The organism is Streptomyces actuosus, assembly GCF_016921115.1.
GTDB classification, from domain to species: domain Bacteria; phylum Actinomycetota; class Actinomycetes; order Streptomycetales; family Streptomycetaceae; genus Streptomyces; species Streptomyces actuosus_A.
Map to the genome: position 1 here is coordinate 49,012 of NZ_JAFFZS010000029.1, position 16,919 is coordinate 65,930.

General features: G+C 72.3%; 16 protein-coding genes. 10 read left to right on the forward strand and 6 right to left on the reverse strand.

Annotation, left to right across the window (positions count from 1 at the left end):
- Positions 1-2 precede the first annotated feature (2 nt).
- On the reverse strand, positions 3-4,103 hold the full coding sequence (scy, locus tag JS756_RS27430; protein ID WP_205385906.1) for a polarized growth protein Scy: 4,101 nt from the start codon (positions 4,101-4,103) through the stop codon (positions 3-5).
- A gap of 211 nt (positions 4,104-4,314) precedes the next feature.
- A complete protein-coding gene (gene mce, locus JS756_RS27435) occupies positions 4,315-4,755 on the reverse strand; it encodes a methylmalonyl-CoA epimerase (protein ID WP_205385907.1) in 441 nt (146 codons plus the stop codon).
- A 149-nt stretch (positions 4,756-4,904) separates the two neighbouring features.
- On the opposite strand from mce, the gene JS756_RS27440 reads away from it, so the two are divergent.
- Together JS756_RS27440 and meaB are read left to right on the forward strand one after the other, a co-directional pair.
- Positions 4,905-6,104 carry an acetyl-CoA C-acetyltransferase gene (locus JS756_RS27440; RefSeq protein WP_205385908.1) on the forward strand — a complete coding sequence of 400 codons (1,200 nt, stop codon included), beginning with the start codon at positions 4,905-4,907 and terminating at the stop codon, positions 6,102-6,104.
- 69 nt (positions 6,105-6,173) lie between these two features.
- Positions 6,174-7,130 (forward strand): methylmalonyl Co-A mutase-associated GTPase MeaB, encoded by a 957-nt coding sequence (meaB, locus tag JS756_RS27445; RefSeq protein WP_205385909.1) that lies wholly within the window; start codon positions 6,174-6,176, stop codon positions 7,128-7,130.
- Positions 7,131-7,538: 408 nt separating this feature from the next.
- Here the strand turns inward: meaB and JS756_RS27450 are convergent, their stop codons facing one another.
- The 4 genes from JS756_RS27450 to JS756_RS27465 form a co-directional block, all read right to left on the reverse strand.
- Positions 7,539-8,015 (reverse strand): MarR family winged helix-turn-helix transcriptional regulator, encoded by a 477-nt coding sequence (locus tag JS756_RS27450; protein WP_205385910.1) that lies wholly within the window; start codon positions 8,013-8,015, stop codon positions 7,539-7,541.
- A 92-nt stretch (positions 8,016-8,107) separates the two neighbouring features.
- Positions 8,108-8,914, reverse strand: coding sequence for an AIM24 family protein (locus JS756_RS27455; protein ID WP_205385911.1), 807 nt, complete (start codon positions 8,912-8,914; stop codon positions 8,108-8,110).
- Positions 8,911-9,561, reverse strand: a complete 651-nt coding sequence (locus JS756_RS27460; protein WP_205385912.1) for an AIM24 family protein — start codon at positions 9,559-9,561, stop codon at positions 8,911-8,913. The genes JS756_RS27455 and JS756_RS27460 overlap by 4 nt, the downstream gene beginning before the upstream one ends.
- Position 9,562: 1 nt before the next feature.
- Entirely contained in the window at positions 9,563-10,195 is a 633-nt protein-coding gene (locus JS756_RS27465) for an AIM24 family protein (RefSeq protein ID WP_205385950.1), read from the reverse strand.
- 238 nt (positions 10,196-10,433) lie between these two features.
- On the opposite strand from JS756_RS27465, the gene JS756_RS27470 reads away from it, so the two are divergent.
- The 8 genes from JS756_RS27470 (at position 10,434) to icmA (ending at position 16,829) form a co-directional block, all read left to right on the forward strand.
- The gene (locus tag JS756_RS27470; protein ID WP_205385913.1) at positions 10,434-10,781 is read left to right on the forward strand and encodes a DUF3817 domain-containing protein; all 348 of its coding nucleotides are present in this window, start codon (positions 10,434-10,436) and stop codon (positions 10,779-10,781) included.
- The gene (locus tag JS756_RS27475) at positions 10,778-11,071 is read left to right on the forward strand and encodes an MTH1187 family thiamine-binding protein (RefSeq protein WP_205385914.1); all 294 of its coding nucleotides are present in this window, start codon (positions 10,778-10,780) and stop codon (positions 11,069-11,071) included. Before JS756_RS27470 ends, JS756_RS27475 begins: the two co-directional genes overlap by 4 nt.
- A gap of 255 nt (positions 11,072-11,326) precedes the next feature.
- Positions 11,327-12,079 (forward strand): hypothetical protein, encoded by a 753-nt coding sequence (locus JS756_RS27480; protein ID WP_205385915.1) that lies wholly within the window; start codon positions 11,327-11,329, stop codon positions 12,077-12,079.
- A complete protein-coding gene (locus JS756_RS27485) occupies positions 12,076-12,756 on the forward strand; it encodes a DUF4166 domain-containing protein (RefSeq protein ID WP_205385916.1) in 681 nt (226 codons plus the stop codon). Before JS756_RS27480 ends, JS756_RS27485 begins: the two co-directional genes overlap by 4 nt.
- The gene (locus JS756_RS27490) at positions 12,753-13,403 is read left to right on the forward strand and encodes a TetR/AcrR family transcriptional regulator (protein ID WP_205385917.1); all 651 of its coding nucleotides are present in this window, start codon (positions 12,753-12,755) and stop codon (positions 13,401-13,403) included. The genes JS756_RS27485 and JS756_RS27490 overlap by 4 nt, the downstream gene beginning before the upstream one ends.
- 476 nt (positions 13,404-13,879) lie before the next feature.
- Positions 13,880-14,389: a MarR family winged helix-turn-helix transcriptional regulator gene (locus JS756_RS27495; RefSeq protein ID WP_205385918.1), complete on the forward strand. Its 510-nt coding sequence runs from the start codon at positions 13,880-13,882 to the stop codon at positions 14,387-14,389.
- Positions 14,390-14,669: 280 nt separating this feature from the next.
- Positions 14,670-15,008, forward strand: a complete 339-nt coding sequence (locus JS756_RS27500; RefSeq protein WP_205385919.1) for a DUF3817 domain-containing protein — start codon at positions 14,670-14,672, stop codon at positions 15,006-15,008.
- A 120-nt stretch (positions 15,009-15,128) separates the two neighbouring features.
- Positions 15,129-16,829: a coenzyme B12-dependent isobutyryl-CoA mutase large subunit gene (icmA, locus tag JS756_RS27505; protein WP_205385920.1), complete on the forward strand. Its 1,701-nt coding sequence runs from the start codon at positions 15,129-15,131 to the stop codon at positions 16,827-16,829.
- Positions 16,830-16,919 lie beyond the last annotated feature (90 nt).

Genomic DNA, 16,919 nt, shown 5'->3' on the forward strand with positions numbered 1-16,919 from the left:
GGCTAGCCGTCTGACGACTTGCCACCCGAACGAGGGGCTCCGACCGTGGCGCCGGCCTTGACGCCACCGTCCTTGCCCGCACCCGGCGCCTCGAAGGACTCCAACGCCTCCAGCACGTCCTGGACACGGGAGATCTCCGCCTGGACGTCCTCGCGGCGGCGCACCAGGACCTCCAGCTCGCGCTTGCCCTCCTCGACCGTGCGGCGGGCCTCGCGGACCGCCTCGGCCTTCAGCTCCTCGGCCTCCTTGACGAGCCGCGCCTTCTTCTGCTCGGCCTCCTTCAGCAGGCCCTCGGCCTTCTTCACGGCGGCGATGCGGACCTTGCCCGCCTCCGAGTTGGCCTCCGAGACGATCTCCTTGGACTTCGCCTGCGCCTTGGCCAGCTGTTCCTCCGCCGACTTGATCAGCGCGTCGCAGCGGTCGCCGGTCGACTTCATCGTCTCGGCGGACTCGCGGCGGGCCCGCTCGTGCAGGTCCTCGATCTCGGAGGTGATGCGGTTGCGCAGCTCCTCCGCGCGCTCCCTTGTCTGCGTGGCGTCCCGGCGGGCGCCGACGAGCAGCTCGTCCGCGTCCGTGCGGGCCTTCTCCACCCGCGCGTTGCCCTCGACGGTCGCCTCGGAGACGATCCGGTCGGCCTCCTTGCGGGCCGCGCCGACCATCGTGTCCGCCTGCGACTCCGCGTCCGCGGTCGTCTTCAGTGCCTGCTCCTGGGCCTCCGCCAGCAGTTTGTCGACCTCCGCGGTGGTCTCCGTGATGAGCGTGTCGACCTGCTCGGCCGCCTCGCTGCGCCGCTTGTTGGCGTCCTTGCGGACCTCGTCCAGGATGCGCTCGGCCTCCGCGCGGGCGGCCGAGACCACCCGCTCGGCCTCCTGCGCCGCGTCCGTCCTGACCCGCTCCGCCTCGGTACGCACCCGCTCGGCGTGCTGCCGGGCGGACCCGACCGTCTCGGCGGCCTCGGCGCGCAGCCGCTCCGCTTCGTCGGTGGCGTCCGCGACGAGCTGCTCGGCCTGGGCGACGGACTCGGTGCGCAGCCGGTCGGCCTCGTCGACGGTCTCGGTGGTGAGGCGTTCGGCTTCGTTGCGGGCCTCGGTGATGAGGGTGTCGGCCTGGGCCGCGGCGTCGGAGCGGATGCGGTTGGCGTCCTCGCGGGCGTCCGCCCGGGTGCGGGCCGCGTCCTGGTCGGCCTGAGCGCGCGTGTCCGAGGCCTCCGTGCGCAGCCGGCCGGCCTCCTCCAGCGCCTCCGTGCGGACGCGGTCGGCCTCGGCGGCCGTCTCGGTGCGCAGCCGGTCGGTCTCCTCGACGGTCTCGGTGGTGAGGCGTTCGGCTTCGTTGCGGGCCTCGGTGATGAGGGTGTCGGCCTGGGCCGCGGCGTCGGAGCGGATGCGGTTGGCGTCCTCGCGGGCGTCCGCCCGGGTGCGGGCCGCGTCCTGGTCGGCCTGCGCCAGCGTGTCCGAGGCCTCCGTGCGCAGCCGCTGCGCGTGCTCGGAGGCGTCCGCGCGCAGCCGCTCGGCCTCCGCGAGGGCCTCCCTCGTCGTGCGGTCGGCGAGGGCCTCGGCGGCCTCCGCCGCCTCCTGCGCCTCGCGCCGCACCCGGCCGGCGTCCTCGCTGGCCCGCTCCCGCTCGGCGTAGGCGTCGGCGCGGACCCGGTCCGCCTCCTCCTCGGCCTCCCGGCGGGTGCGCTCCGCCGCCACCTCGGCGGCCGAGCGCAGTCCGGTGATCTCCTCCTGGGCCTGCTCGTGCAGTCCGGCCACGGAATCGCGGACCTGCTGTGCGTGCTGCTCGGCCGCGGAGACCATCTCGTCCGCGCGCCGGTCGGCCTCCTCCACCAGACGGACCGCTTCGGCCTGCGCGTCCTCGACCCGCTTGCGGGCGCTGGCCAGCAGGTCCTCGCTCTGCTCGCGGGCCCGCTCGCGCTCCTGGTCGGCCTCCTGCCGGGCGGCGCCGAGGAGTTCCTCCGCCTCGCGGCGACGCCGGGTGGCCTCCTCCTGCGCGGCGGCCAGTGTCTCGGACGCCTCGGCGGCGAGCCGTTCCGCGGCGGCCTGCGCCTCCGCCCGCACCCGGTCGGCGCTCTCCTGAGCCTCCGACTTCAGCCGCTCCGCCTCGCTCGCGGCCTCGGAGGTGAGCCGCAGCGCGACGGACTCGCCCTCGGCGCGGGACGCGGCGGCGTCCGAAGCGGCCTCGGTGCGCAGCCGCTCGGCCTCCTCCTCGGCCTGCTGCTGGAGCGTGCGGACGCGCTCCGCCGACTCCGTCCGCAGTCGCTCGGCCTCCTCGGCGGCCTCGCGGCGGATCCGCTCGGCCTCCTCGCGGGCCTCGGTCAGCGCCTGCTCGGCGTCCGCGAGCCGCTGCTCGGCCTCGGCGGCCAGCCGGGTCAGCTCCTGCTGGGCCTCGGACTGCCGGGCGGCGACGGCACGCTCGGCGTCCTCGCGCAGTTCCCGCGCGGCCCGCTCGGCGTCGGCCCTGACTCCGTCGGCCTCCTCGGCGGCCTCGGTGCGCAGCCGCTCGGCCTCCTTGCGGGTGCGCTCCAGGGTCTCCTCGGCCTGCCGGCGCAGCGAGGTCGCCCGCTCGATGGCCTCGGTGCGGACCTTCTCGCTGTCCGTGGTGGCGGTCTGCCGCAGTTCGTCGGCATCGGCCTTCGCCTTCGACAGCAGCTCCTCGGCGGACCGGGCCCCCTCCTCGATCTGCGCGACGGCCTCCTTGCGGGCCTCGGCGCGGATCTTCTCGCCCTCGGCGACCGCGTCGGCACGCAACTGCTCGGCCTCGCCGCGCAGCCTGCGGGCCTCCTCCTGCAGCTCGACCGTCTTGGCGCGGTACTCCTTGGTGTCGTCCTTCGCCGCGCCCTTGAGCTGCTCGGCGATGTCGTGCGCCTCGGCCCGCAGCCGGTCCGCCTCCGCCTCCGCCTCGGTGCGGATCCGCTCGGCCTCCTCGGCGGCGGCCCGGGTGGTGCTCCGGGCCTCCTCGGACGCCTTGTTCAGGACGTCCTCCGCCGTCCTGGCCGCCTTCGACAGCTGGGTGGCGGACTCCTCGGCGGTGATCGTGCGGGCCTTCTCCGAGGCCTCGGCGACGATCTTCTCGGCCTCGGCACGGGCGTCGGCGACGACCTGCTCGGCCTCGGCCCTGGCCCCCTCGGCCTCCTTGGTGGCCTCGCTGACCAGCCGGGCGACCTGCTCCTTCGCCGTACGCGTGCGGGTCTCGTTGGCCGTCTCGGCGCCCGCGAGGGTCTTCGCGGCGGCGTCCTTGGCCTCGGTGAGGACCTTGTCGGCCTCGGACTGCGCCTTGCGCAGCGCCTCCTCGGCCTCGGCCATGCGCTGCTCGGCGCCCCGGCTGAGCTCCTGGGCCCGGCGGCGGGCGTCCTCCGACTCGGTGGCGGTCGAGCTGCGTACCTGCTCGGCGTGGTCGGTGGCCTCCTGGGCCTGCGTGGAGGCGGCGTTCAGCAGCCGTTCGGCGTCGGCGCGGGCCCGCCGCAGCAACTGCTCGGCCTCCGCGCGTGCGGCCTCCGCCTCGCTCTCCAGGCGCCGGCGGGCCTCGGAGGTCAGCCGCTCGGCCTCCGCGCGGGCGGCGGACATCGCCTGGTCGACGTCGGCGCGGGACTCCTCCAGCAGGCGGCGGGCCTGCTGCTCGGTACGGGCGCGCAGCTGTTCGGCCCACGCCACGTTCTCGTTGACGTGCGACTCCACGGTCGCCCGGCGCTCGGCGAGCTCCTGGTCCAGCTGCTGGCGGCGGGTGACCGCCTCCTGATGCAGCTCGGCCTGGAGCCGCGCAGCCTGCTCGGCGTGCTCCTGGAGGATCCGCTGGGTCTGCGCCCGTGCCTGGCTCAGCTCGCGCTCGGCGTCCGCACGCAGTTGGTCGGCCTGCGTCTGCGCGTTGCGGAGCAGCTGCTCCGCCTGGTAGCCGAGGTCCGACCCGTCGAACGCAGGCCGGGACATGATGGTGCGCCGTGCCTCGTGCAGCTTGGCACGCAGCACCTCGACCTGGTAGCCGAGGTCCTCGGCGTGCTGGATCGCCTTTTCCCGCTCGGTCTTCAGCCGCTTCATCTCGGCTTCGAACCGAGTGAGGTGGTCGACGTCAGCCGCCGGCTCCCGCTCCTGGCTCTCGTAGCCCCGCACTGCGCGGTCCCATCCGTCCCCTGGTCGCAAGTCTCTCCAACGAGCTCCGTCCATCCGCCGAACGGGGCCCCCGGGGAAATGGTGACAGATCAGCGACGGAGCACGGGCTGCTGACCCGGCGCTCCCTCCCCGAAACCTGGACCCCGGAATGCGGTCACCACCGGGTTGGGCGGCGACCGCACCCAACCCTACCGGCCCTTATGTACGAGGGTCAGTGCTCCGGTGACTCAACGGGCGCCGAAGTGACCAGTTCGGTGAGGACACCGTGGCAGTCCTTGGGATGCAGGAAGGTGATCCGTGATCCCATCGAGCCGCGTCGGGGCTCGTCGTACAGAACGCGTACGCCCTTGTCGCGTACGGCGGCCGCGTCACCGTCGACATCCGCCGTACCGAAGGCGATGTGGTGCACACCCTCGCCGTTCTTGGCGAGCCACTTGGCGACGGTGGAGTCCTCGCGGGTGGGTTCCAGGAGCTGGAGGTAGGAGGCGCCGCCGTCGGAGGTCTCGTTGATCTTGAGCATGGCCTCCCGCACGCCCTGCTCCTCGTTGACCTCGGTGTGGAAAACCTCGAAGCCGTAGGTGGCCCGGTAGAACTCGACGGTGGCGTCGAGGTCGTGGCAGGCGATCCCGATGTGGTCGATTCGCGTCAGCATGCTGTCAGTGCAGCGCTCCCGGCATGGTTACGCAACGTGCGCGCGATCACACCGACGGGCCGGTGACGGCACGGAGTGCCACTCAGTACATTCGAAGTAAACCCTCGTTCACTCCTCGGCTGTGCAGGCCGGTAAGGGGATCGCAGCTCATGGCAACTGCAACGAACAGTTCGGTGATCGTCGCGGGCGCGCGCACGCCCATGGGACGACTGCTGGGCTCTCTCAAGTCCTTCTCCGGAGCCGACCTCGGTGGCTTCGCGATCAAGGCCGCCCTCGACCGCGCGGGCATCGGCGGCGACCAGGTGCAGTACGTGATCATGGGCCAGGTGCTCCAGGCCGGCGCGGGCCAGATCCCGGCCCGCCAGGCCGCGGTCAAGGCCGGCATCCCGATGAGCGTGCCCGCGCTGACCATCAACAAGGTGTGCCTGTCCGGCCTCGACGCGATCGCGCTGGCGGACCAGCTGATCCGCGCCGGCGAGTTCGACATCGTCGTGGCCGGCGGCCAGGAGTCCATGACCAACGCCCCGCACCTGCTGCCGAAGTCCCGCGAGGGCTTCAAGTACGGCGCGGTGCAGATGCTCGACGCGATGGCCCACGACGGCCTGACCGACTCCTTCGAGGGCATCGCCATGGGCGAGTCCACGGAGAAGCACAACACGCGCCTCGGCCTCGGCCGCGCCGAGCAGGACGAGATCGCCGCCCTGTCCCACCAGCGGGCAGCCGCCGCGCAGAAGAACGGCGTCTTCGAGGCCGAGATCACCCCGATCGAGATTCCGCAGCGCAAGGGCGACCCGGTCCTGTTCAGCAAGGACGAGGGCATCCGCGGCGACACCACGGCGGAGTCGCTGGGCAAGCTGCGCCCGGCCTTCGCCAAGGACGGCACGATCACGGCGGGCTCCAGCTCGCAGATCTCCGACGGCGCTGCGGCCGTGGTGGTGATGAGCAAGGCCAAGGCGGAGGAGCTGGGCCTGGACTGGATCGCCGAGATCGGCGCCCACGGCAACGTGGCCGGCCCGGACAACTCTTTGCAGTCGCAGCCGTCGAACGCCATCCAGCACGCCCTGAAGAAGGAGGGCCTGGGCGTGGAGGACCTCGACCTCGTCGAGATCAACGAGGCCTTCGCCGCGGTTGCCGTGCAGTCAATGAAGGACCTGGGCGTGTCCACAGAAATGGTGAACGTCAACGGCGGTGCCATCGCCCTGGGCCACCCCATCGGCATGTCCGGTGCCCGCCTCGTGCTGCACCTGGCGCTGGAGCTGAAGCGCCGCGGCGGCGGTGTCGGCGCCGCCGCGCTGTGCGGTGGCGGCGGGCAGGGCGACGCGCTGATCGTGCGGGTCCCCAAGGCCTGACCCCCCGGTTCGGGACGTGGTGATCCGCGGCCCGAACCCCGGTTCACAACAACTCGGAACGGAGCTGTGATGCAGGACGTCTCCATGCTGGTGGCCCAGGCCAGGGAAGGCCGGCCGCGGGCCGTGGCCCGGCTCATCTCCCTGGTGGAGGGGGCGTCTCCGCAGCTCAGGGAGGTCATGGCGGCGCTGGCCCCGCTGACCGGCCATGCGTACGTGGTCGGCCTGACCGGCTCGCCCGGCGTCGGCAAGTCGACATCGACGTCCGCGCTGGTGACGGCGTACCGCAAGCAGGGCAAACGGGTCGGCGTCCTCGCCGTCGACCCGTCGTCGCCCTTCTCGGGCGGCGCCCTGCTCGGCGACCGGGTGCGCATGTCGGACCACGCCTCGGATCCGGGCGTCTACATCCGCTCCATGGCCACCCGCGGCCACCTGGGCGGCCTCGCGTGGGCAGCCCCGCAGGCGATCCGCGTGCTGGACGCGGCGGGGTGCGACGTGATCCTGGTGGAGACGGTCGGCGTGGGCCAGTCGGAGGTGGAGATCGCCTCCCAGGCGGACACGAGCATGGTGCTGCTCGCCCCGGGCATGGGGGACGGCATCCAGGCGGCCAAGGCGGGCATCCTGGAGATCGGCGACGTGTACGTCGTCAACAAGGCCGACCGGGACGGTGCCGACGCCACCGCCCGCGAGCTGAACCACATGCTCGGCCTCGGGGAGTCCCGCGGCCCGGGCGACTGGCGGCCACCGATCGTGAAGACGGTGGCGGCCCGCGGCGAGGGCGTCGACGAGGTGGTGGAGGCGCTGGAGAAGCACCGCGCCTGGATGGAGGAGCGCGGGGTGCTGGCCGAACGGCGGCTCGCCCGCGCCGCCCGAGAGGTGGAGACCATCGCCGTCACGGCGCTGCGGGAGCGCATCGGCGACCTGCACGGCGATCGCCGCCTCAGCACGCTGGCCGAGCGGATCGTCAACGGTGACCTCGACCCCTATCGTGCGGCGGACGAGCTGGTGGCGGGCCTGACGGAGTCCTGACCCGCGCTCGACCCCGCGATCCGTGCCCGCCCGCGGCCACCTCGGTGGCCGCGGGCGGCGGCGTTCGGGGGCGGGGGAGCGCCCGCCGAACACGGTCGGTGCCGGTCGCGGGGTCCGGGGCCGTGCCCCGGGGCGTCCAGCCGCGGCTCGGGGTGCTGTCCCCGGCCCGGACGTCAAGGGTGCCGCACGGCGTCCGCGAGGCGCTTCGCCGCGGCGCATCGGAGCGCGGAGCCGCGACCGGATGTGTGACTGCGCGCCCCCGTCGACCACCTGGAGCCGCACCTCCCTGCCCGGGCCCGACCCGGACCGGGCCCGCGGCACCGGCGGTTGCGCGGGCCCGCCGTCAGCGCCGTGCCCGGCTGTGACACCGGGCCGGTGCGCGGTCACAGCACTGGTCGGGAGGGCCGGTCAGGGCCGGCCGCGTTGGGCCCGCAGGTGGTCCGCGATGGGCTTCAGGGCCTTGTCGAGCTCCGCCAGGGAGTCCGGGGAGAGGAGATCGATGAAGTGCCGGCGCACGGACGCCACGTGGTGCGGTGCGACCTTCTGCATGGTCTCCATACCGTGCTCGGTGAGCACCGCGTAGAGCCCGCGGCGGTCGGACTCGCAGTTCTCGCGGCGCACCAGGTCGGCGTTCTCCATGCGGGTGATCTGGTGCGAGAGCCGGCTCTTGGACTGGAGGGTGGCGGACGCGAGATCGCTCATTCGCATCCGCAGATCCTCCGACTCGGACAGGTTCACCAGGATCTCGTAGTCGTTCATTGTCAGGCCGAACGGCTGCAGGTCCTTTTCGAGCTGGTACGTCAACAGCCTGTTGACCTCCAGGTGGGTGCGCCAGGCGCACTGCTCCGCATCGGTCAGCCAGCGCGTGGCCGTCTCGGTCTCCATGAATGAAGTCTACCTAAGAAGTTGAAAGGCGAACTAATCGGGATGGTGTGACGGTGCGCACGCGTTCGACGTCACACTCCGCAGACTACCGCTCACAGCCCGAAGCGACGCTGGAGGTCTCCCAGCTGTCCGGGAAGGCGCGGTACCCCCGACTGCGGTCCTTGTGTACTGTGCGCCCCTTCTGCGCCGGGTACCCCCGCCTGCCGCGGGACCGCACCCGTGGCCTGCTCGGCCATCAGGGTCTCGGTCGACTGCAGCAGCACCGTCCCGGCGCCGGCGAACTCGAACTGATGCTCCTCGCCGGAGGCTCCGCCGAGGCCCGTCATCGCACGTAGACCGCCCATGACGCCCGTCAGGTAGCCGTGGTCGTAGTGGTGGCAGGGCGAGGGGCAGTCGGCCCAGCCGACGAGCGCCTGCGGATCCACCCGGATCGGTGGCTCCATGAACACCACCGGTCCGTTTGATGCGGCCACGAACTTTCCGGTTCCGATCAGTGTGAGAAAACCCGGCACGATCGATTGCTTGAGCGCGAGACTTGGCTGAAAAGCGAGGAGATTGCCCGAGCGAATGGTCAGGTTGCCCTCGTCCAGGTCATAGGAGTTCACGTCGAAGGCCCGGTCGGCCAGCAGCATCTTGCCCGAGCCCTCGGCCACCACCCAGTCGCTCGCGTGCAGTGGCGAATGGAAGGACGTGCGGACGAGACGGTCCAGTCGGCCGTGCCCGACGCCGTTGAAATCGATGGAGCCGTAGTAGGCGATCATCTTCCCCTTCTGCAGGAACCACTGGTTCCCCTTGAGCTCCACGCAGAAGGTGTACGCGTTCACGTTGTCGTCGACCGGCAAGCTTGCGGGGTCGAGGACCCTGGGGCCGGCGCCGGAGGGGTCGTAGGGGGTGCTCACAGCTTCTCCTCCGAGGCCTGGACGTACACCGCGCCGCTGCCGCTGAGCTCCAGTTGGAAGGCCTCGCCGGAGCCGCGGCCCACCAGGTCCCGCCAGCCGAGGGCGGTGGAGAGCTTGTTGCGTACGTCGCCGTGGTGGGCGACGTAGGCCTGCGGATCGACGTGGACCGGCCGCTGAGGGGTGATGGGGATCTCCAGGACGCCGCCGTGCGCCATCACGGCGACCGCGCCGTGACCGTCGAGGGTGGTGGTGAACAGCCCCTGGCCGGTGACCTGCCCCCGGACCATGCCCATGACGCCGCCCTGAGCGCCCAGGAACATCGTGCCCTGCCGGAGCGTGCCCTCGAAGGCGAGCAGGCGGTCGGCCTCCACATACAGCGTGTCGCCCGCGAGGTGGATGACCTGCACGTGATGGCCGCCGTGCCCGAAGAGCACGGTGCCGCTGCCCTCCACGGTCATCAGCGGCGTCGCCTCACCGGCGACCCGGCGCCCGATCATCGACATGACCCCGCCCTGGCCGCCCTGGATGCTGGGGGTGAAGGACACCTCGCCCCGGTACGCGAGCATCGCGCCGCGCTGACTGAACAGGCGCTGCCCGGGGACGACCGCGGCCTCCACCATTTTCGAGTTGATCTCGCGGAAGGCCATGTCAGAGGTCCCCCGCGATCGTGTTCCGCTCGCTCGGCTGTACGTACACCAGGCCCTCCCCCTCGAACCGGATCTGGAACGCCTCGCCGCCGCCCTCCCCGAGGAGTGTGCGGAAGGTCACGCCGGACTGGAAGGACTGCCGCAGTTCGCCCTGGTGGGCGACGTAAGCCCCCGGGTCGACGGTCAGCGGGTACCGCCCGCTCACCTTCAGCACCACCGCCGGCCCGTCCGACATGATCGCCGCCTGGCCGTGCCCCTCGACGGTCGTCGTGAAGAGGCCGTTGCCCTGGGAGGCGCCGCGGAGCCCGGTGAAGGTCGTGCCCGTCCTCAGCCCGCTGTCGGTCGCCAGCAGGTTGCTCGACTCCACGTGCAGTCTCTCGCCGCGCAGGCTCACGAGGTTGATCTCGGACGCGCGGTCCGCGAACCAGCAGGTCCCCTGCCCCCTCACCTCCATCAGCGTCATCTGCTCGCCGGTGAGCCGCCGGGTCACCATCCCCCTCAGGCCCTCACCGCCACCCGTCAGTTTCTTGAAGGCCATCTGCCCGTCGTACGCGACCATCGAGCCGTTCTTCGCCTTGACGGCATCCCCGGTCATGTCGACGGCGAGCACCTTGCTGCCCTGCAGTCGGAACATCGCCACGTGGTGAAGGTAGCCGCCGGGCGACGTCAGGGGACAGGGCCCGGAGGCGGAGGCCGACCCCGACCGGACCCCGACCGGACCCCGAGTCCACCCCGACCGGACCTCGGTCGGACCCCCGGAGCAGACCCTGAGCGCCTTCCGGGGCCACCGTTTGCCACAATGGACGCACGCTTGTGCGTCCGTTCACAAATCGGCGGACCGCTGACGACGAACCTCCCACCGAAGGTGATCCGTGGACATCAAGACAGCCTCCGCCCTCCGCCGCCTCCGCCTGGTCTCCGCTCCCGAGGCGGTCTCCTTCCTCATCCTGCTCGTCTGCTCGGTGCTGAAGCGGACCACCGACTTCAATGCGGTGCCCGTCATGGGCGCGGTCCACGGTGTCCTGTTCGTCCTCTACGTGATCTTCTGGGCCGACGCCTGGAACCGTGCCCGGTGGGATCTGCGGACCGCCGCCCTCTACTTCGTGCTCTCGGTCCTGCCCACCGGCGGCTTCTTCGCCGAGCGCAGGCTCAGGCGCGAGGCCGAGGACGCGGTGATCGCCTCCCGCGCCCGCCGGGAGGAAGGGGCCGTCAGCGCATGATCGTCGCATTCTCCGTCACGCCGCTGGGGGTCGGGGAGGACGTGGGCGAGTACGTCGCCGACGCGGTGCGCGTCGTGCGGGAGTCCGGTCTGCCGAACCGCACGGACGCCATGTTCACCTCGATCGAGGGGGAGTGGGACGAGGTCATGGACGTCGTCCGGCGGGCCGTCGCCGCCGTGGAGGAGCGCGCCCCGCGGGTGTCGCTCGTCCTCAAGGCCGACATCCGCCCCGGAGTGGCGAACGGTCTCACCTCCAAGGTGGAGACCATCGAGCGCCACCTCGCCGAATAGGCGCCAGGGCCCCTTCGCCGGGCAGCCCCGCCGGCTGCTCTGCCGGATCCCTGCCGGCTCCCCGGTCCGATCGCCGTCGGCTGCTCCGGCGGCCGCTCGGCCGGACCGGCGCCGGCCGTGCCGTCGACAACCCCGGTCCCGTACGGGCCGGGGTTTTTCCGTCCCTCGCCTTTGAGCGATCGCTCAAATCCGTGTACCGTCCTGGTCAGATGATTTGAGCGATCGCTCAAACGCCGGGCTCGGCTGGGGGAACACATGGGGCTCTACATCGAGGCACGGATCCGTGCCGACCTCGACGATCTGTGGTCGCACACACAGGAACCGGACCGGCACCAACGCTGGGACCTGCGCTTCACCGAGATCGCCCACCTTCCGTGCGCGGCGGGCGAACCGCAGCGCTTCCGCTACGCCACCCGCGTGCTGCCCCTGCTGACCATCGCCGGGACCGGGGTGTCGGCCGGTGAGAAGGAGCGCCCGGACGGCACCCGCACCTCCGCCCTGCGGTTCGTCTGCCCGCACCCGCTCTCGCTGCTCGCGGAGGGCAGCGGCTACTGGCGCTACGTCCCCGACGGCGACGGCATCCGGTTCCTCACCGGCTACGACTACCGCCCCCGCTGGGGCCGCTTCGGCGCCCACGCCGACCGATGGCTGTTCCGCCCCCTGATGGGCTGGGCCACTGCCTGGTCGTTCGACCGGCTGCGGTTGTGGCTGGAGCGCGGCATCACCCCCGAGCGGGCCCGGCTGAACTGGCTGCTGGAACTGCTGGTGCGTGCCCTCGTCGTCACCGGCTGCTGCGCCGGCCTGGTCACGGGCTCCGCGCTGTCCCTGCTCGGCCCCTTCGCGGCGTCCACGGCCTACCTGTGCCCGCTGCTGCTGGCCGCCGCCCTCTGCGCGGCGCTCCTCGCCTCCCCTCTGCCCTGCACCCCCGCCGCCCGCCGCTGCCTGCGCCGCCCGCCGACCCGCGTGCGCGCGCCGCGCCTGCTGCGCACCCTGGAGACGCCGCGATGAACTCGATCTTCCGAACCGTGCTGGGTGACGGCTTCGACCGCCTCCACCCGCAGTTGCGGCGCCGCTTCTCCGTCGGCCTGGAGAGCGGCGAGGCCTGCACGGGCCGGGGCGTGATGGACCGGATCTGGCACGGGCCCGCCTTCGTGAAGCCGTTCCTCGCCCTGGGCGCCACCCGCAACATCCTCGTCCCGCGCACCGGGCGGCACGTCCCCTTCACCATCGAGAACGTGCCGTACGCCGACTCCTTCGGGCGTGAGACGGTGACCTTCGTGCGTACCTTCCAACTACCCGGCCGTGCCTGCCGGTTCGACGCCCAGATGGTGCTCGGACCCCGAGGCGACCGCATCGTCGACTATCTCGGCACCCACCAGCACCTCGCCAGCGACCTGTACCTCCGGGCCGAACCCGACGGCTCCCTGCTCATCCGCTCCGGCGAACACCGCTTCCGGGAGGGCAGGGTGGACGTGCGGGTGCCCGAACTGATCGGCGCGACGGCCGAGGTGCGCGAGTCGTACGACGACACCGCCGGCCGCTTCCGGATCCGGGTGCGGGTCGTCAACCGCCGCTTCGGGCCGCTGTTCGGGTACGAGGGCTCCTTCACCGCGTCCTACACCGACGTACGGCGCTGCGGCGTGCGGGCGGGGCTGCGTCCGGTGCGGGAGGAGTCGCGCACGTGAGCCCCGAGACCGCGAAGTCCCTGGAGACCAAGACCAAGTTGCTGGAGGGCGCGCTGCGCACGCTCACCGAGCAGGGCATCGCGAAGACGTCGGCACGGACGGTGGCGGCGGCGGCCGGGGTCAATCAGGCGCTGGTGTTCTACCACTTCGGCTCGGTGGACGCACTCCTCGCGGCGGCCTGCCGGTACGGGGCGGAGCAGGCGGTGGCGGCGTACCGGCCCCGGCTCGCCGCGGTCTCCTCGCTGTCCGAACTCCTCGCCGTAGGACGAGAGATCCACGAGCAGGAGCGCGCCGACGGGCACGTCTCCCTCCTCGGCCAGCTGCTGGCCGGTGCGCCCACGCACGCGGCGGTCGGCCCGGCCACCGCGGCGGGGCTCGATCTGTGGATCGCCGAGATCGAGAAGGTGCTGCGGCGCGTGCTGGTGGGCACGCCCCTGTCGGAGTGCGCCGATCCGGCGGGGCTGGCCCGTGCGGTGGCCGCGTCGTTCGTCGGGATCGAGCTGTACGAGCAGGTGGACGTCGCCGGGGCGGGCGCGGCCCTCGACGCCCTGGACCAGCTGGGGGCGCTCGTCGCGGCGCTGGAGGAACTGGGGCCCGTCGCCCAGCGGGCGGTGCGGCACCACCTGCGCAGATCCGGCCGCCGGTAGTCCGCGGCGCGGCCGGGCGCGGCCCGGACGTGCCCGCGCGCCGGGCAGGGGGCGGCCCGGCCCGGACGTGCCGCCCCGCCGGTTCCCGCCCTGCCGGTTCCGGCGCCGCCCGATCCCGGCTCGCCGTGGTCCGAGGCGGTCGTCCCGCGCTGGAACGACGATCCGTCGCGCCGGGCGCGCGCTGGGCGCGCGGCGGGCCGTCGCGCCGAGCATGTGCCCGGGCCCCGCGCCGCCAGGCTGCGCGGAGACTCCGTGCAGCACCGGGGGAGTACCGCGCCCGCCCTTGCCCGGAGCGGCCCGGGCGATGCGGGACCCCTGGGGCGCGCGAGGGCGTGCAGGCTGCCGGGAGCACGCGACCCCCGCGGTGCCCCTCGCGGGCAGGACCGCCGAGCCGGGACCCTGCGGATCCGAAGCCCGGGGGACCGAAAGGCGAGACAGGGCTGACCAGCATGTGACCGGCCGGTAAGGTCGAGGGCGTGCCGAAGCCGCTCAGTCTTCCCTTCGACCCCATCGCCCGCGCCGACGAGCTCTGGAAGCAGCGCTGGGGGAACGTGCCGTCCATGGCCGCGATCACCTCGATCATGCGGGCGCACCAGATCCTGCTCGCCGAGGTCGACGCGGTGGTGAAGCCCTACGGGCTGACGTTCGCGCGCTACGAGGCGCTGGTGCTGCTCACCTTCTCCAAGGAGGGGGAGCTGCCGATGTCCAAGATCGGCGAGCGCCTCATGGTCCACCCCACCTCCGTGACGAACACCGTCGACCGCCTGGTGCGGTCGGGCCTGGTGGGCAAGCGCCCCAACCCCAACGACGGCCGCGGCACCCTCGCCTCCATCACCGGCAAGGGGCGCGAGGTGGTCGAGGCCGCCACCCGGGACCTGATGGCCATGGACTTCGGCCTGGGCGCCTACGACGCCGAGGAGTGCGGGGAGATCTTCGCCCTGCTGCGCCCGCTCCGGGTCGCGGCGAACGACTTCGACGAGGACTGAACCACCGCATCGGCCCCGGGGTCGACCCGGGTCGGGATCGAGCGGGCCGGGCCGGCTCCCCCGGGGCGGGCTCGGGCCCGGCGGCCGCCCGGCCCGAGCCTTCCGGCTTCCCCCCGGTCGCCCCGGCATCCTCCGGGCACCGGCCGCTCCCCGGCCGTGGCTTCTCGGGGGCCCTGCTTCTCCCCGGATCCGCTCCTCCCGGGTGCAGGGCCGTTCCCCCGGCCGGCCCCGGGCCGACCCCCGGCAAGATCTCCCGGAACGCCCGGTTACGCTCGTACGCATGAAGAAGAGCGTGCTGACGCGCTACCGCGTCATGGCCTACGTGACCGGTGTGCTACTCGTCCTGCTCACGCTGGGCGTCATCGCCAAGTACCTCCTGGACGTGAACGGCGCCGACGGTTTCACGAGCGTCGTCGGCATCGCGCACGGCTGGCTCTACGTCATCTACCTGATCTTCGCCTTCGACCTCGGCTCCAAGGCGAAGTGGCCGGTGAAGAAGCAGCTGTGGGTGCTGCTGGCCGGGACGATCCCGACCGCCGCCTTCTTCGTCGAGCGCCGGGTCAGCCACGAGCTGGAGGCCACGGTCGCGCAGAGTGCGCCCGCGGTCGCCGAGGCGTAGCCGCCGTACCGCCGTACGCCAGGCGCGTACGGCGGTCTCCTCACCCGTTCGGGCCCCGGCTCCCGATTGACCGCTGTCAACCGTCGACATTTACTAGGACGTCCAAGTAAATTCGGTGGTATGGACGCTGACGCCATCGAGGAGGGCCGCCGCCGCTGGCAGGCCCGGTACGACGCCGCACGCAAGCGCGACGCTGACTTCACCACGCTCTCCGGAGACCCCGTGGAGCCGGTGTACGGGCCCCGGCCCGGGGACACGTACGAGGGCTTCGACCGGATCGGCTGGCCCGGTGAGTACCCCTTCACCCGCGGTCTGTATCCGACCGGCTACCGGGGGCGTACGTGGACCATCCGCCAGTTCGCCGGGTTCGGCAACGCCGAGCAGACCAACGAGCGCTACAAGATGATCCTCGGCAACGGCGGTGGCGGCCTGTCCGTCGCCTTCGACATGCCGACGCTCATGGGCCGCGACTCCGACGACCCCCGCTCGCTCGGCGAGGTCGGGCACTGCGGTGTCGCCATCGACTCCGCCGCCGACATGGAGGTGCTGTTCCGGGACATCCCCCTCGGGGACGTCACCACCTCCATGACCATCAGCGGGCCCGCCGTGCCCGTCTTCTGCATGTACCTCGTCGCCGCCGAGCGGCAGGGCGTCGATCCGGGGGTGCTCAACGGGACCCTCCAGACCGACATCTTCAAGGAATACATCGCCCAGAAGGAGTGGCTCTTCCAGCCCGAGCCGCACCTGCGGCTCATCGGCGACCTGATGGAGCACACCAGCGCCGCCATCCCCGCCTACAAGCCGCTCTCCGTCTCCGGCTACCACATCCGCGAGGCCGGTGCGACGGCCGCACAGGAGCTGGCGTACACCCTGGCCGACGGTTTCGGGTACGTGGAGCTGGGCCTCAGCCGCGGCCTGGACGTGGACGTCTTCGCGCCCGGCCTGTCCTTCTTCTTCGACGCGCACGTGGACTTCTTCGAGGAGATCGCCAAGTTCCGCGCGGCCCGCAGGATCTGGGCCCGCTGGATGCGGGACGTCTACGGCGCGAAGAGCGACAAGGCGCAGTGGCTGCGCTTCCACACCCAGACCGCCGGTGTCTCACTGACCGCCCAGCAGCCCTACAACAACGTGGTGCGCACGGCCGTCGAGGCGCTCGCCGCGGTGCTGGGCGGCACCAACTCCCTGCACACCAACGCCCTCGACGAGACCCTGGCGCTGCCCAGCGAGCAGGCCGCCGAGATCGCCCTGCGTACCCAGCAGGTGCTGATGGAGGAGACCGGCGTCGGCAACGTCGCCGACCCGCTCGGCGGTTCCTGGTACATCGAGCAGTTGACGGACCGCATCGAGGCCGACGCCGAGAAGATCTTCGACCAGATCAAGGAGCGGGGACTGCGGGCCCACCCCGACGGGCAGCACCCCATCGGGCCGATCACCTCCGGGATCCTGCGCGGCATCGAGGACGGCTGGTTCACCGGCGAGATCGCCGAGTCCGCCTTCCGCTACCAGCAGTCCCTGGAGAAGGGCGACAAGAGGGTCGTCGGCGTCAACGTCCACACCGGATCGGTCACCGGGGACCTGGAGATCCTCCGGGTCAGCCACGAGGTGGAGCGGGAGCAGGTGCGGGCGCTCGCCGAGCGCAAGGCGCGGCGGGACGACACCCGGGTGCGGACCGCCCTGGACGCGATGCTGGTGGCCGCCCGGGAGGGCGGCAACATGATCGAGCCCATGCTCGACGCCGTCCGCGCCGAGGCCACGCTCGGCGAGATCTGCGGAGTGCTGCGTGACGAATGGGGCGTGTACACGGAGCCGGCGGGCTTCTGAGACGCGGCGGGCGTCGCACCGGTGTCGGGCACCTTGCCGCCAGGTGTACGAACCGGTGCTTCGCCCTCTCGCGGTGCGCCGGTGACGGGA

Coding starts and splice junctions, on each gene's coding strand:
- JS756_RS27460 (WP_205385912.1), bottom strand. CDS start 9,561: ATGGCCTTCCGCGAGATCAACTCGAAAATGGTGGAGGCCGCGGTCGTC.
- JS756_RS27500 (WP_205385919.1), top strand. CDS start 14,670: ATGAAGAAGAGCGTGCTGACGCGCTACCGCGTCATGGCCTACGTGACC.
- JS756_RS27475 (WP_205385914.1), top strand. CDS start 10,778: ATGATCGTCGCATTCTCCGTCACGCCGCTGGGGGTCGGGGAGGACGTG.
- meaB (WP_205385909.1), top strand. CDS start 6,174: ATGCAGGACGTCTCCATGCTGGTGGCCCAGGCCAGGGAAGGCCGGCCG.
- JS756_RS27485 (WP_205385916.1), top strand. CDS start 12,076: ATGAACTCGATCTTCCGAACCGTGCTGGGTGACGGCTTCGACCGCCTC.
- mce (WP_205385907.1), bottom strand. CDS start 4,755: ATGCTGACGCGAATCGACCACATCGGGATCGCCTGCCACGACCTCGAC.
- JS756_RS27465 (WP_205385950.1), bottom strand. CDS start 10,195: ATGTTCCGACTGCAGGGCAGCAAGGTGCTCGCCGTCGACATGACCGGG.
- JS756_RS27480 (WP_205385915.1), top strand. CDS start 11,327: ATGGGGCTCTACATCGAGGCACGGATCCGTGCCGACCTCGACGATCTG.
- JS756_RS27440 (WP_205385908.1), top strand. CDS start 4,905: ATGGCAACTGCAACGAACAGTTCGGTGATCGTCGCGGGCGCGCGCACG.
- JS756_RS27450 (WP_205385910.1), bottom strand. CDS start 8,015: ATGGAGACCGAGACGGCCACGCGCTGGCTGACCGATGCGGAGCAGTGC.
- icmA (WP_205385920.1), top strand. CDS start 15,129: ATGGACGCTGACGCCATCGAGGAGGGCCGCCGCCGCTGGCAGGCCCGG.